Genomic DNA, 13523 nt, shown 5'->3' with positions numbered 1-13523 from the left:
GTATAGGGAAAAAATGACAACAGATACGTTAAAAATCGCCCATAAAACATTCAATTCAAGACTTATTGTCGGTAGTGGTAAATATACAGATTTTCAAATCACCAAAGAGGCAACTTTGGCCTCTTCTGCAGAGATGATTACAGTTGCTGTTAGAAGAGTAAATATAACAGATAAAAATCAGGAGAATTTATTAGAATATTTTAAAGATACAAATGTACAGTTTCTTCCAAATTCCGCAGGTTGCACAACATCACAGGAGAGTATTACGCTTTTTAGGCTTGTTAGAGAAGCTACAGGAATTGATTTTATTAAGCTTGAGATTATTGGAGATACAAAAAAAACTCTTTATCCTGATGTGATAGAAACGATTAAGGCTTGTGAAATATTGGCAAAAGAAGGTTTTTGTGTGCTTGCATATTCAAATGATGATCCCATTATTGCAAAAAGATTAGAGGATGCAGGGGCTGCTGCTGTGATGCCATTGGCCGCTCCTATTGGAAGTGGATTGGGAATTCAAAATAAGTATAATATTAGCTTTATTAAAGAAGCAGTGAAGGTTCCTGTGATTGTAGATGCTGGAGTGGGTTGTGCTTCAGATGCTGCAATTGCAATGGAGCTCGGGGCTGATGCAGTATTAACCAATAGTGCTATTGCAATGGCTAAAAACCCCGCAATGATGGCAGAAGCAATGAAATATGCAGTTATAGCTGGGAGAAAAAGTTTTTTAGCTGGGAGAATTGAGAAAAAATCCTATGCAGATCCGAGCTCACCTATTTTTGGGATGGCAAACCTTTAAATGAGAGATCAGATATTTTTAAAATCTCCTTTAAAACAATTTGAATTTGATGAAGGGGTGGCAAGTGTTTTTGATGATATGGCTACTCGTTCGATACCTTTTTATACTCAATCTCTTGGTCTTGGCGTAGATTTTGTAAAAAATTCTCTAGAAAAAATCGGAAAAAATAGAGGTGTTGTATATGATCTAGGTTGTTCAACGGGAAATTTTTTACTTGAACTTTCTGATAGATTAAAACAAGATAATCAAAATTCACTTATTGGTATCGATAATTCTAGTGCTATGATAGATAGAGCACAATTAAAGGCAAAGACTTATGGGAAACAAATAGATTTTATTTGTGAGGATTTTTTGAATTTCGATATTAATGGTGCCTGTTCGGTTGTCGCAAATTATACCATACAGTTTGTTCGGCCAATCAATAGGGATTCTCTCATTAAAAAAGTTTTTGATGCCATCATAGAGGGTGGAATTTTTATAATGAGTGAAAAAATGAGTAGCTTTGATAAGATCTTAGATAAAGAAATGATTGAAAGATATTATGCGTACAAAAAAGAACAGGGGTATACGCAAAACGAAATCACCACCAAACGCGAAGCTTTAGAAAATGTTCTTATTCCTTATACCTTAGAAGAAAATATAGAAATGCTCAAAAATGCAGGATTTAAGAGCATAGAAGTACTGTTCAAATGGGTGAATTTTGCTACTCTTATTGCTAGAAAATCTTAAACTTCGATATATTCCAATAATCTCAAATTAAATCCGCTTATGGCATTATATTCTCGGGTGCTGTTTGAACTGATGAGTTTAAAATCGCAAACATTTAGTAGTCTTAAGATCTGTGCTCCTATTCCAAAGCCCTTAATAAGGTCAGATTTATTCATATCATCATTCATAAAAATAATATACCCACCTTCTTGCTTGATTTTGATAATTGATCGCATCAGATATTCATAAGCTTGTGTATCGCTTAGAAGCTCATAATCGGTCGTGATTTTATGAAATCGAATGATAGGGGCGTTGTGCGTATTGATTTTAAATGCATAATGCCGTCTTTTCAGATGATCTTCAAAGGTAATTTTCTCACAAGGAGTCTCTAAAAAATTTACCTTCTCTTTTGAGATAATGTCTATGAGAGTTTCATTTTGAAGTCTGTAACTGATGAGATCTGAGACATAGAGGGTTTTAAGATTGTGTTTTTGAGAAAAATCTATTAAAAATTTATCTCCTCTTTTTGCCATAGTACCATCTTCTTTCATAATTTCACAGATAACACTTACTGGCTTAAGACCTGCAATCTTGCAGATATCAACACTTGCTTCTGTGTGTCCTGTTCTTACTAAAACCCCACCATCCTTTGCAATTAGGGGAAATATGTGACCAGGTTTGACAAAATCATCAGGAGAGGTATTTTCATCACACATTAGTCTAATAGTGAGATCACGTTCAAAGGCTGATATTCCAGTTTTGGCTTCTTTTGCATCAATAGAGACCGTGAAGGCCGTTTCGTGATTAGAGCTATTGTTGCTAACCATTGGTGGTAGATCAAGTTTTTGGGCGATTTTTTTAGTAATAGAAACACAGATAAGTCCCCTAGCTTCTTGTGCCATAAAGTTTATTTTTTCAGGAGTAGAAAAAATACCTGCCATGACCAAATCGCCTTCATTTTCTCTATCTTCATCATCCATAACTATAATCATTTCACCATTTTTGATTGCGTTTATAGCCCCTTTTACTCTCTCTAAAGACATCTTTTTCCTTCAGTGCTTTTTGATTGTCATTATACCTTAAGATTATTTTTATTGACAATATTTAATAAAACCACTATAATTCTGACCTCAATGCATTTCATTGAGTTTATTTGTTGGGGTATCGCCAAGCGGTAAGGCACCTGGTTTTGGTCCAGGCATTCAGAGGTTCGAATCCTTTTACCCCAGCCATTTCTTTAGATCTTCTATTGATAATACAATTTTATCGCGGGGTAGAGCAGTCCGGTAGCTCGTTGGGCTCATAACCCAAAGGTCGTAGGTTCAAATCCTACTCCCGCAACCATCACAACTTTCCTTTTCTATTCAATCATAGTATATTATCTCCTATTGATTACCCCAAATCTCATAAACAACAACCCTGATTAACTATTTTCTAATATTTTCATTGCATTTCATAGTATATTGCAACCCATTCATAGTATATTGTAGTCAATAAAAAATGGTTACAAAAACGGAGACAAAAATGGCTATAATTTTATAACCTCTTGTTTTGTAACCACTTTATTGCATCTAGTTCAAACTAAAGGCATTTGTGAGTTGTCTTGATTTTATAAAAAAGGCTATCAATGACAGAACTTGAAATTAAAAATGCCAAACCAAAAGAAAAAAGATTATTTCTTATCAGACATAAAAGACCATAATCATACCTTACAGTGAGATAAAAGATCGCAATAAAAATCTATCTCACTATCAACATTCAGACAATAAACATTCTAAATAAAATCAAGATTTTACTAGTTAAGGTGAATGGATCTTTATTCTGTAGTAAATTCAAAAACTAATGGTAGTGGATTCACTAAGTAGGGCATTAAGAATAATGGGGTTTGATAATGAAAAAGAACTTGAAATTAAAAATGTCAAACCAAAGGAAGAAAACAATTGCTGCATTCTTTTAGATAAATCTTTAGAAGTCTCGTGGATACCTATCAAAATAAACATAATATCTTTAAATCTTTTTATAGTTATGTTAAAAATAATCTCCTTCACTTAAATAAATCAATAAGGAACTTATGACATCATCTACAGAAAAATCAAAGATCTGTAATCTTGTGGAGGATTTTCCTCCTTAACGCGAAATTTTAATGGTGCTTTTAATCGATTTTAAAGGAGGCTATAACAGAGTCTTTATTAGGAGATGGCAGTTAAATTGAAAAAATGCAAACCCAAAAATAAGCAATAAGTTACAAGATGAATTGAAAATAGTCCATGAATCATTAAGAACCAAGATTAGGGATAAATTGCTATAAAAAATATATTTATTGATTGAAGCATTCTATGATGGTGGAATTTGTCCAAAACCCATTTTCAACTGTATTGTGATACTCAAAAACTTTTAATCAGATTCGCGGTACATTTTTAAGGCAAGATTTTCAAGATTTATACACATATGACTTGCTCACTTATTGGGTTTCAGATCAAAGATTTTCTCTATATCATAAAGGTTTTAATGCTAGAGATAAATCAACATGACAATACCCACGTGGATTTTTTTGTAGATATTTTTGATGGTAATCTTCCGCTAAGTAGTAATTTGTTAATTCTTTTATCTCTGTTTGTATGGGCTTATCATAGCGAGATTGGATTTTTTGTAAAAAATCTCTGCATTTTTCCAATAGATTCAAATCTTTAGCATAAATACCACTTCTATATTGAGTCCCAATATCATTCCCTTGTTTATTGATAGCGGTAGGATCAATAATAGAAAAAAATCGCCCAAGAATTTCTTCTAAGCAAATCTTTTTTTCATCATAAAAAAGTTTTAAAGTTTCAGCAGCACCACTTGTACCAGTGCATACGTCCTCATAGCTAGGGTTTGTAATATTTGAATTTGCATAACCCACACTCGTTTTTTCTACACCAACCAAGAGATCAAAATACCCTTGTATTCCCCAAAAACACCCTCCTGCTAGATAAATATTTTGCAATCTTATGTCCTCCTATTTGTTTTGATTCTGTAATATTTTACCTAAAGACAAATAAGGAAAAGAGATGGTTAGTGTGGCTCATAGTCCTGATGCTGATGATTTGTTTATGTATTATGCGATCGTATTTGGTTGGGTGGATAGTTCTTTAGGGCAAAAGTTTAGTAATGTTGCATTAGATATACAAACACTCAATGAAGCTACAATGAAAGGCACATACGATGTTAGTGCGATCTCATTTGGAGCCTATCCTTTTGTGAGTGATGATTTTGCTTTGTTGAAAACAGGAGTGAGTTTTGGTCAAGGGTATGGGCCTAAGCTGATCAAGAAGAAAACCACTCATTTAAAAAAAGATTTCAAAGTTGCTTTGAGTGGGAGGCATACAACAAATGCAATTATTTTTTCTCTAGAATATCCTCAAGCTAAAATTGTGTATAAAAATTTCTTGGAGATAGAAGCAGCAGTTCTAAGTGGAGAAGTTGATGCAGGAGTATTGATACATGAATCTATTTTGAATTTCAACCCTGAGCTAGAGGTGGAGAGAGAGATTTGGGATGTTTGGTGTGAACAAGCAGGTACCCAAATGCCTCTTCCGCTCGGTGGTATGGCTTTGAGACGTTCTATTCCCCTCAATAAGGCTATTGATGTTGAGACCACTCTCACAAAGGCTGTTCAAGTCGCTGTAAAAAATAAAAAAACGCTTTCAAAAATGTTGATGGAGAGAGGTGTTATTCGGGTGAGTGAAAAGGAGCTTGATACTTATCTGAATCTATATGCAAATAATGATTCTATAAGCTTGAATCAGGATCAAAAAAAAGGGATTGATAAATTGTTTGAACTAGGATTTAAAGCTGGTATTTATGAACGATTGCTTAAGTGTGAGGATTATTTCATCCCCACCGAGTATAAGGAAATTAGAAATTCTTAGAATCAGATATTTGAAATAATTTCTTTATATTGAATTGCTACTTTTGAAAGTAATTCATCTGTTATTCCCATAGCGTCGTATATGCCAAAAGGGCTTTTTGCATTCATACCCATATAGGTAGCAGATAGATTGAAAGGTATAAGAATATCATCAATGCTTTTTTGATTGCGGCCACCAGGAGTGTATCTTTCTTCTGGAGCTCCCATAGAAGTGATGATTTGAAATGTTTTTCCAGATAACATTTTTGGTTCTTTTCCATAGAGTATGGAGCTGAAAACTACATCTAGCCATTCTTTAAGGATACTAGGAGAACTAAACCAATATAAGGGAAATTGAAAAACAATTTTATCATTGGATTTTAGCAGTTCTATTTCTTTTGATGCATCAATTTTGCTATCAGGATATATTTCATAGAGATTATGCAATGTTACATTGGGCATATTTTTTATGGTTTCACAAAGTGTCTTGTTGATTTTGGAGTTTTTTATATTCGGATGAGCCAGTATAATAAGCGTTTTCATCAGTATCCTTTTAAGTTGTTTTGATAATTATTCTAGCACGTTATTGTTAGTCTTTAGTATTTGTGTATCTTGAAAATATCTAATGGAGGCAAAACCTTTCACTCCTGTGGTTTTTATCTGTGTGATTTGATTCTCGCAAATGATTCCTCCAAGTGCAAATAGACGGCTTTTTATCGATGAATCAATCATCTTTAAGTATTGTATTCCTAATGGAATACCTTTGTTTGGAGTGTGAAAAATAGGACTTAAAGTGAGGAAATCCACTCCAATTTTAAGAGCTTCTTGTGCTTGTTTGATGCAATGAGAACTATAAAATATTAATAGTTTCTCATTTTGAGCTTTTTTTGTGTCATAGAGACTATTTTCTTTTATATGAACTCCTTTGGCATCATAGAGTTTTGCGTATTTTATACTTGATTGAGTATTGACAAGATTAATAAAACTTTGGATTTGATTTTTTTCACACCATCTTATGAAGATCTCTATTAAATGATCAGGAATAATGGCTGAATTATCTCTAAAACAAGCTTTATCAATATGATGCATGGAAGAAATATTTTGAAGGTTTTGAGTAAATATAAAAATGGAGTTGTTTGGATAAAGAGCGGGGGAAGTGATGAAATAAGATTGTAAGTTCAAGATTGACTTTTTAAAAGGATGCTTAGGGATTTAGATGCAATAGAAAAAAAGCTAAAAACCCCAAAAACAAGCAAAGCAAAAATAAAACACACTAGAGGATTCATATTTTTAAAAAGAAACAGACACATAGTAGCTCCAAAAAAAGCAATACCTCCAAAAAGTCCTGTAAAAAATTCTAAGACATTAATAAGAGTGAGTTTTTTCATAGATTATAAATGGTCTTGTTCTTCTACAAGTACGGCTCCTGCAAGATAAACATAGGTAAGTATCATAAATACAAATGCTTGAAGTATGCCCATAAATATTAGGATTGCAAAAGGCGCTATAGGAACTATCCAGGGAACTAGCATCAGCATCACTAGCAAAAACATATCATCACCTTTGATATTTCCAAAAAGCCTGAATGATAGCGAAATGATACGAGAGAGATGAGAGATGATTTCAATAGGAAACATTAGAGGTGCGAGCCATTTTACAGGACCCATAAAATGAATAATATAATGAAAAATACCTTGAGCCTTGATGCCTTCATAGTGGTAGTAAAAAAAGACTATCAATGCTAAAACAAGCGTGAAACTCCAGCTAGAAGTAGGAGCTTCAAAACCAGGTATGATGCCTATCATATTGCAAAAAAATACATATATGCCTATCGTTCCTGCAAGGGGAAAATATTTTCTTGCAAGTTTTTCACCAATGACATCTTTTGCCATAAACAACATACCACTAATCACGGTTTCATAAAGGTTTTGAATCCCAGAGGGCACAACTCTCATTCTAGTGGTAGCTAGTTTGGCAGTAGCTATGGTGATGAGAGCACACAAGATTGTATAAAAACCAATAATAAAATCGTGATCAGGATTAATCAAACCCGCAAAAGTGAAAAGTCTGTGTTCCATATGAAACCTCATTTGTTTTGTTTTTTTTAGTCTTGCCATTTTAGCTGATTTATTTTTAAGTATAAATTAATAATATCAGAGATTTGATTATTTGAATGTATGGGGTTTTTCGATGAGAGTCGTACCGCACAAAATATCATGAAGACATTTTTTATCTTTTCTGAAAAAAGGCATTAAAATTCCTATAAAAATCGCTACCCCAAATATCCAAATAAAAAATCTAAATAAAGCTCTAAAAAAACCTATTTTTTCTCCATTGTCTCTTATGATTTGTAACTGCATGTATCTGAGACCTGGAGTTTGAGAGGATATTGTGATAAATATTGCAGAAACAATGCCATATATCAATACGCAGATAAAAATGCTTTTTTGATCGTGCCGAAATTTTTCTGCACTTCCTAGTATAAGATAGGTGACGACATACAGAATAGGTGTATAAATCATAAACATATCTGTGATAAAAGCTTTTATTCTGGAAAATGCTCGAATATCTTTGAGAGTTTGTATTGGCGTTGATTTTTTAATTAAAACGGGTATTTGGCGAGAGGTTTTTTGATTTTTGACTTTTCGCCATCGATATTTTGGATTCAAACTATATCCTAGTTGCCCCTACTACCAGGCTTTATTGCTCTGGTGCCATCTTTACATAAAGGACAATCCTTTGGATCGTACATATTAAAAATAAAATCTTCCAATGCAAATAAAGGAATATTATCAGGAAGTTTGCACTCAGGTTTTTTTTCTAGATTTGAGCCTACCCTTTGACAAAATCCTCTATTTGCAAGTCCTGCATAAGCAATAACTTCTCCTCCTTTTGCCTGAACGCATTTCGCTGCTTCTAGGGCAGAACCACCTGTAGTGATGATGTCTTCACAGATGAGAATTTTTTCATTTTTTTTGACTTCAAATCCCCTTCTTAAGGTCATTATTCCCTCAACACGCTCAGTAAAAATAAATCTCACTTGAAGTGCTTTAGCGAGTTCATATCCCGCTATCACACCTCCAAGTGCAGGAGAACAAACACAATCGACTCTTATTTTTGATTCGCGTATTTGTTTGCTCAATGCTTCTGCTAAAATTTGTGCCGTCTGTGGATTTTCTAAAACTTTTGCTGACTGAAGATAATGATCAGAGTGATTTCCACTACTAAGGAGAAAGTGTCCCTTAAGTAAGGCATCAGCATCAATATAGCATTTTTTAACATCAAGACTCATAGAACGCTCCCTTTGAATTTTATATTTCTGCCTGAATGAAATAAAGTTTTACACCTTCATTACTTCTTCTTCTTTGCGTTTTGTGGTATCTTCTATTTTTTTCACATATTCATCAGTATATTTTTGTATCTCATCTAGACCTTTTTTGCTCTCATCTTCTGTAATTTCTTTATCTTTCTCTAGTTTTTTTATTTGATTATTGCCATCTTGTCTTATGTTTCGCACGGCTATTTTTGCTTTTTCACCCATAGATTTGGCTTCTTTGGCAATTTCTTTTCTTTGCTCTTGGGTCATTGGAGGAAAAAATAATTTAATACAATCCCCATCTGAATTTGGATTCACGCCAATATTTGCTTCTTGTATTGCTCGTTCAATATCCTTTAAGAGACTTTTTTCCCAAGGGTTGATAACAATAGTTGTAGCATCTTGAGCTATTACTGATCCGACTTGATTCAAGGGAGTAGGAGTATCATAATAGCTAACTCTTATATTGTCTAATATATTGATTGATACTTTACCGCTCCTTAGAGTAGCAAAATCCCTATGCAAAGCATCTAAAGTTTTTTCCATATGAGATTTGGTATGTGAATAAATATCTTTTAGCATCTTTTGTCCTTTTATTTTGCTTCTTGTGAGGGCAGGGTAGGGGCTAATGGTGCTATTGGCTTGACTGGTTCAAGTGTATTTAGTGGGACAGCGGGGATTAAAGATTTAGCTCTATTGTCATCTAAGATACTTTTGTTATGGGATTTGTTATAAACATAGCCTAGTGAGATGGTATTGATTAAAAATAAGAGTCCTAAAAACATTGTCACTTTTGCCATAAAACTAGCTGGACCTTTTGCTCCAAAAACAGAATCATTGCTTCCGCTATACACCCCAAGACCAATGCTTGAGCTTTTCTGAAGCAGTACGACAATAACAATTAAGATTGCTAAAATTATTTGAATCACAAGGAGTGCGTTGATCATTAATTTCTCCAAAAATCAGTATTAAGGTGCCATTTTACCAAAACTTTATTGATTACAATATAAAATTTCAAAATGATAATACAATTAGCCAATAAAAATAAGCCAAATTCTTTTGCAAAACAAGCTCATTCATATAAGCGATCTTCTTTGATTCAAGCTGAAATTGTAGATATATTGCTACGTTCGTGTGATTTTAAAAACATTGATAAGGTAATAGACATAGGTTGTGGATGTGGAGCAGTCGCCATTGAATTGGATAGATTGAGAATAAAGATTAGAGAATTTTATGCCTTAGATATTTCAAAAGAAATGATTTTTGAGCATCCAAAAAAGGCTAAACATATCCAGAATATTGAACTTATTTGTGAGGATTTTGAAAAATTTATTTTTCGCACATATGATCTTGTTGTTGCCGCTTCTTCGTTGCAATGGGCACAAGATCTGGATTCAATGATGTATAAACTTGCGAAATCTTCCCATATGGCTAGATTTGCTATTCATACAGATAAAAGTCTGTGTTGTGTTCACCAGTTTTTACAAACTACTTCTCCATTGCGAGATAAAAAAACTTTAGAGGATATTTTGTATAAATACTTTGAAGGAGAACTTTGGATAGAAGAGCTTGAGAGAGATTTTGATAATAGAGAGGATTTTTTAAGACATCTTAAAGAGTCTGGATTGCTAGGTGGAGGAGTGTTAAACTATTCTAGAGCTAAATATTTTAAAAATCATATCCCCTATCAAAAAGTCCAATACGAAGTCTTGATGTTTGCGGGGATATCAAAAGTTAAATAGATGACTAAAACAATCCCTTATTGATCTGATTTTTTACCATCTATGATTTCATCTACAGCCTCAGAAAGTGCTTTTGCAGCGGCTTTATCCACAGATTTACTCTTGGCCAAATTTGCTTGTAAAAGTTTTGTATCAAGTTTTTGTACTTGCACCAATACCCATACTGTACCATCTTTACTTATCCAAGTTTTGACACGTTTTGATCCCGCAAGTGTTGTATCCACACTACTTCTAATTGCTTGAACGATTTCTTGAGAAACATCGTTTTCATCACTAGTAGTAAGCTCTTTGTATTTGCTTTCAATTCGTGTAGCGATCTGACTTGCTATTTCTGCTCTAGCTGTGTTAGTGGCTTGTGAAGTGGCAAATCCGACATTATTATTCTTGATTTTTGCACTCCCAGTAGCACTTAAAAGTTCTTTATCGCTACTTAAAACCCATTGAGGAGCATCTTCTAACCCATACTCAGAAACATTCCCTAATTGTTCGCTTTTTGTACCACAACCTGCAAGGATACCTATGAGTATCAAAGAACCGACAAGATAAGCTTTTTTCATTTTTTTTTCCTTTTTGTGAATTTACTTAACTCAAGATCTGACATCGTTAAAATGATGCAAGAATGTATGACATTATAATTATTTTTTCCTAAAATATCAAAAAAGTATTTTTTTATTTTGCTACTTTTGCATTTGTGTGGTTTGGAGTGTATAATCAATTTTTGGAAATTTAAATTTTTGGAGTTTTATATAATGATAAAAAAAAGAGTGTTTTCAGGAATCCAACCAACAGGACAGATTCATTTGGGAAATTATCTAGGGGCGGTAAAGAATTGGGTAGACTCTCAAGATGAGTATGAAAATATTTTTTGCGTGGTCAATTCACACGCGATCACAACAACCCAAAACCCAAAAGAACTCAGAAAAAATACCTATGAACTCGCCGCTATGCTTTTGGCTTGTGGAATAGATATGAAAAAATCAAATCTTTTTATTCAGAGCGAAATAGATGAACATCCAGCACTTTCTTGGATACTTGATTGTAATGTATCTATGGGGGAAATGAATCGAATGACGCAATTCAAAGATAAATCTGCAAAAAATCCTAAAAATGTAAATGCAGGACTATTTAACTATCCTGTTTTAATGGCCGCAGACATATTGCTTTATCAAGCTGATGGTGTTCCAGTTGGAGAAGATCAAAAACAACATTTAGAGCTAACTAGAAATATAGCCGAGAGGTTTAATCGTGATTTTGGTGAGTGTTTTAAGATTCCTGAGCCTATGATTTTCAAAAGTGGTTCTAGGGTAATGGGTTTAGATGATCCAACAAGTAAGATGAGTAAATCAGCAAAAGGTGCTAATCATGCAATATTCTTGCTAGACACTCCAGATGTTATTAGTAGAAAAATCAAAAAAGCTACCACAGATTCTCAAACCTCTATTGTTTTTGATAAAAATCGAGAAGGGCTCTATAATTTACTTGGTATTTATGAGATTTTTACGCATAAAACAAAGGAGGTCATAGAGCAGGAGTTTGAAGGCAAGGGATATGGAGAATTCAAGAGTGCTCTAGCTGAAGTCATCATAGAATCTCTCAAACCCATTAGAGAAGAGTATGAAAAATTAGTTAGCGAAAAAGGCTATATAGAAAAAATCCTTCAAGCAGGAGCAACTCAAGTGAGGCCAATAGCTAAAAGCACTTACAATAGAGCAAAAGAACTTATTGGTCTAGTTTGAATCATTTACTCTTGAAGACCGATATTTTCCACTGTGCATCGCCAGTTTGGATAAATTCTCCTACTTCATATCCTTCTTGGGCTGCCCATTCAGGAATGCTTTGAGTTGCTTGTGTGCAATCAAAATGAATAATGAGTTCATCTCCAGTGTTTAGCTCTTGCATTGCTTGTTTTGCTTCCACCAAAGGAAATGGACACACAAGTCCATTAGTTTGTAATGTTTTTACCATTTTTTTCCTTGTTTGTAATTTTACTTTAATTTTAGTTTAGAGGGTCTAATAATTGTGATATAGGTTGCTATAAAACTTCCTATCAAAAAGCAAATCATTGATATCCAGCCTTGATAAGAAAAAATCGCCGTTTCTACAAATCCATTCCCTATAGTGCAACCTCCTGCTATAGAAGCTCCAAACCCCATCAAAAGACCCCCAAGAGTGTTTTCTGCTAGTATTTTTTTATCAGGAATTCTGAATTTAAATTCATTCGCTCCTTTTGCAGCAATAAAGCTTCCAATAAAAATACCTAGCACCAAAAATACACCCCAATCAACTAGGTTAGTATCCCCAGTTGTGAGAAATCCTATGATATTTGCAGAAGGAGTGGTGATGCCTAGTCCAAATTCTCTTCCAGTTGCATAACTGAGTGGCCATGCTAAAATAGCAATCAATCCTACTAAGGTTGCTGTTATAAAAGGATGCCAAGATTTTTCAAAAAGCCAATGAGAGATACCTGTTTTTCTAGCAGTCAATCTAGCAATTTTAAGTTTTGGTTTCTTGAACTCTTTATACATCAAGAAAACAACAATAAAGAATAAAACTATGATTAGAACAAGCGGAGAGAGATCTAAGCTTTGATATATCGTCGAATCTGTGATTTGATATTTTTTCAAGCCCTCATCAATAGGCTTAAAAACTCCAAATTTAACCATTGCAGCCCCTAGCATATAAAAAAATAATGCAACATAGCTTCCAATAAGTCCCTCTCCTGCACGATACCAAGTTCCTGTGGCACACCCACCTGCTAAAACCATACCAAACCCAAAAACAAGTCCTCCAAGAATCGTTGAGAGCCAAAAAAATGGCTGGTGATTGATTTTGATAACCCCAGTATTTTCAAGCAAGAAAATACCAATGCTTTGAATCAAAATAGCAATAAAGATAGCTACAAAAACAGTCATTTTTTTACTCAATATAATATCTCTATAAGCTCCCACTATGCAAAAACGACCTCTCTGTAATACAAAACCTAATAAAATTCCACAAATTATTCCTGTTAAAAGCATTTTGGTTTTCTCCCGTTACATTATTATTGTTTGTTTTATATTAAGATCAGAGTCT

16 protein-coding genes, 2 tRNA genes and 1 pseudogene are annotated in these 13523 nt (G+C 33.7%); 7 read left to right on the top strand and 12 right to left on the bottom strand.

Going from position 1 to position 13523, the window contains the following annotated elements; all coding sequences use genetic code 11:
- The first annotated feature begins 13 nt into the window (after nucleotides 1-13).
- A complete protein-coding gene (locus BKH42_RS01600; RefSeq protein ID WP_095294134.1) occupies nucleotides 14-796 on the top strand; it encodes a thiazole synthase in 783 nt (260 codons plus the stop codon).
- Nucleotides 797-1525 carry a carboxy-S-adenosyl-L-methionine synthase CmoA gene (gene cmoA, locus BKH42_RS01595; RefSeq protein WP_095294132.1) on the top strand — a complete coding sequence of 243 codons (729 nt, stop codon included), beginning with the start codon at nucleotides 797-799 and terminating at the stop codon, nucleotides 1523-1525.
- Here the strand turns inward: cmoA and BKH42_RS01590 are convergent.
- Complete coding sequence (locus BKH42_RS01590) at nucleotides 1522-2547, bottom strand: bifunctional 3,4-dihydroxy-2-butanone 4-phosphate synthase/GTP cyclohydrolase II (RefSeq protein ID WP_095294130.1); 1026 nt, start codon at nucleotides 2545-2547, stop codon at nucleotides 1522-1524. The two genes, cmoA and BKH42_RS01590, sit on opposite strands and share 4 nt — an antisense overlap.
- Nucleotides 2548-2661: 114 nt before the next feature.
- Between BKH42_RS01590 and BKH42_RS01585 the strand changes: the two genes are divergently transcribed.
- Together BKH42_RS01585 and BKH42_RS01580 are read left to right on the top strand one after the other, a co-directional pair.
- Nucleotides 2662-2736 (top strand) — tRNA-Gln (locus tag BKH42_RS01585).
- 35 nt (nucleotides 2737-2771) lie between these two features.
- Nucleotides 2772-2848: transfer RNA gene (locus tag BKH42_RS01580), tRNA-Met, on the top strand.
- Between the two features lie 1150 nt (nucleotides 2849-3998).
- On the opposite strand, the gene msrA is transcribed toward BKH42_RS01580, so the two are convergent.
- Complete coding sequence (gene msrA / locus BKH42_RS01575) at nucleotides 3999-4490, bottom strand: peptide-methionine (S)-S-oxide reductase MsrA (RefSeq protein ID WP_095294127.1); 492 nt, start codon at nucleotides 4488-4490, stop codon at nucleotides 3999-4001.
- A 64-nt stretch (nucleotides 4491-4554) separates the two neighbouring features.
- On the opposite strand from msrA, the gene BKH42_RS01570 reads away from it, so the two are divergent.
- Complete coding sequence (locus BKH42_RS01570) at nucleotides 4555-5415, top strand: MqnA/MqnD/SBP family protein (protein ID WP_095294125.1); 861 nt, start codon at nucleotides 4555-4557, stop codon at nucleotides 5413-5415.
- 2 nt (nucleotides 5416-5417) lie between these two features.
- Here BKH42_RS01570 and BKH42_RS01565 read toward each other — a convergent pair whose 3' ends face one another.
- The 7 genes and pseudogenes from BKH42_RS01565 to secG form a co-directional block, all read right to left on the bottom strand.
- Nucleotides 5418-5936: an NAD(P)H-dependent oxidoreductase gene (locus tag BKH42_RS01565; protein ID WP_095294123.1), complete on the bottom strand. Its 519-nt coding sequence runs from the start codon at nucleotides 5934-5936 to the stop codon at nucleotides 5418-5420.
- A gap of 27 nt (nucleotides 5937-5963) precedes the next feature.
- A complete protein-coding gene (locus tag BKH42_RS01560; protein WP_095294121.1) occupies nucleotides 5964-6575 on the bottom strand; it encodes a thiamine phosphate synthase in 612 nt (203 codons plus the stop codon).
- 209 nt (nucleotides 6576-6784) lie between these two features.
- Nucleotides 6785-7471 (bottom strand): F0F1 ATP synthase subunit A, encoded by a 687-nt coding sequence (locus tag BKH42_RS01550; RefSeq protein ID WP_095294116.1) that lies wholly within the window; start codon nucleotides 7469-7471, stop codon nucleotides 6785-6787.
- Nucleotides 7472-7558: 87 nt separating this feature from the next.
- Nucleotides 7559-8062, bottom strand: coding sequence for an RDD family protein (locus BKH42_RS01545; RefSeq protein ID WP_257874222.1), 504 nt, complete (start codon nucleotides 8060-8062; stop codon nucleotides 7559-7561).
- An 8-nt stretch (nucleotides 8063-8070) separates the two neighbouring features.
- On the bottom strand, nucleotides 8071-8685 hold the full coding sequence (pyrE, locus tag BKH42_RS01540) for an orotate phosphoribosyltransferase (RefSeq protein ID WP_095294113.1): 615 nt from the start codon (nucleotides 8683-8685) through the stop codon (nucleotides 8071-8073).
- A gap of 48 nt (nucleotides 8686-8733) precedes the next feature.
- Nucleotides 8734-9291, bottom strand: a complete 558-nt coding sequence (gene frr, locus BKH42_RS01535; protein WP_095294110.1) for a ribosome recycling factor — start codon at nucleotides 9289-9291, stop codon at nucleotides 8734-8736.
- Between the two features lie 23 nt (nucleotides 9292-9314).
- Nucleotides 9315-9656, bottom strand: a pseudogene (secG, locus tag BKH42_RS01530) (preprotein translocase subunit SecG); the annotation flags it as partial.
- Nucleotides 9657-9728: 72 nt separating this feature from the next.
- Between secG and BKH42_RS01525 the strand changes: the two are divergent.
- Complete coding sequence (locus BKH42_RS01525) at nucleotides 9729-10451, top strand: class I SAM-dependent methyltransferase (protein WP_095294105.1); 723 nt, start codon at nucleotides 9729-9731, stop codon at nucleotides 10449-10451.
- Between the two features lie 17 nt (nucleotides 10452-10468).
- Here the strand turns inward: BKH42_RS01525 and BKH42_RS01520 are convergent, their stop codons facing one another.
- Entirely contained in the window at nucleotides 10469-11008 is a 540-nt protein-coding gene (locus BKH42_RS01520; RefSeq protein WP_095294103.1) for an LPP20 family lipoprotein, read from the bottom strand.
- Nucleotides 11009-11200: 192 nt separating this feature from the next.
- On the opposite strand from BKH42_RS01520, the gene trpS reads away from it, so the two are divergent.
- On the top strand, nucleotides 11201-12187 hold the full coding sequence (gene trpS, locus BKH42_RS01515) for a tryptophan--tRNA ligase (protein WP_095294101.1): 987 nt from the start codon (nucleotides 11201-11203) through the stop codon (nucleotides 12185-12187).
- A gap of 1 nt (nucleotide 12188) precedes the next feature.
- On the opposite strand, the gene BKH42_RS01510 is transcribed toward trpS, so the two are convergent.
- The gene (locus tag BKH42_RS01510; protein ID WP_095294098.1) at nucleotides 12189-12416 is read right to left on the bottom strand and encodes a sulfurtransferase TusA family protein; all 228 of its coding nucleotides are present in this window, start codon (nucleotides 12414-12416) and stop codon (nucleotides 12189-12191) included.
- Nucleotides 12417-12436: 20 nt separating this feature from the next.
- The gene (locus tag BKH42_RS01505) at nucleotides 12437-13468 is read right to left on the bottom strand and encodes a YeeE/YedE family protein (protein WP_095294095.1); all 1032 of its coding nucleotides are present in this window, start codon (nucleotides 13466-13468) and stop codon (nucleotides 12437-12439) included.
- Nucleotides 13469-13523: the final 55 nt, after the last annotated feature.

This window comes from Helicobacter sp. 13S00482-2 (assembly GCF_002272795.1).
Lineage (GTDB): Bacteria > Campylobacterota > Campylobacteria > Campylobacterales > Helicobacteraceae > Helicobacter_J.
The sequence above is the reverse complement of the archived record's forward strand: the minus strand, read 5'-3'. Positions and strand labels throughout refer to the sequence as shown.

Bases quoted from the DNA above. Each gene is read 5' to 3' on its own strand.
- trpS (WP_095294101.1), top strand. From the start codon at position 11,201: ATGATAAAAAAAAGAGTGTTTTCAGGAATCCAACCAACAGGACAGATT.
- frr (WP_095294110.1), bottom strand. From the start codon at position 9,291: ATGCTAAAAGATATTTATTCACATACCAAATCTCATATGGAAAAAACT.
- BKH42_RS01565 (WP_095294123.1), bottom strand. From the start codon at position 5,936: ATGAAAACGCTTATTATACTGGCTCATCCGAATATAAAAAACTCCAAA.
- BKH42_RS01600 (WP_095294134.1), top strand. From the start codon at position 14: ATGACAACAGATACGTTAAAAATCGCCCATAAAACATTCAATTCAAGA.
- BKH42_RS01510 (WP_095294098.1), bottom strand. From the start codon at position 12,416: ATGGTAAAAACATTACAAACTAATGGACTTGTGTGTCCATTTCCTTTG.
- BKH42_RS01520 (WP_095294103.1), bottom strand. From the start codon at position 11,008: ATGAAAAAAGCTTATCTTGTCGGTTCTTTGATACTCATAGGTATCCTT.
- BKH42_RS01570 (WP_095294125.1), top strand. From the start codon at position 4,555: ATGGTTAGTGTGGCTCATAGTCCTGATGCTGATGATTTGTTTATGTAT.
- cmoA (WP_095294132.1), top strand. From the start codon at position 797: ATGAGAGATCAGATATTTTTAAAATCTCCTTTAAAACAATTTGAATTT.
- BKH42_RS01550 (WP_095294116.1), bottom strand. From the start codon at position 7,471: ATGGAACACAGACTTTTCACTTTTGCGGGTTTGATTAATCCTGATCAC.
- BKH42_RS01505 (WP_095294095.1), bottom strand. From the start codon at position 13,468: ATGCTTTTAACAGGAATAATTTGTGGAATTTTATTAGGTTTTGTATTA.
- BKH42_RS01525 (WP_095294105.1), top strand. From the start codon at position 9,729: ATGATAATACAATTAGCCAATAAAAATAAGCCAAATTCTTTTGCAAAA.
- pyrE (WP_095294113.1), bottom strand. From the start codon at position 8,685: ATGAGTCTTGATGTTAAAAAATGCTATATTGATGCTGATGCCTTACTT.
- BKH42_RS01590 (WP_095294130.1), bottom strand. From the start codon at position 2,547: ATGTCTTTAGAGAGAGTAAAAGGGGCTATAAACGCAATCAAAAATGGT.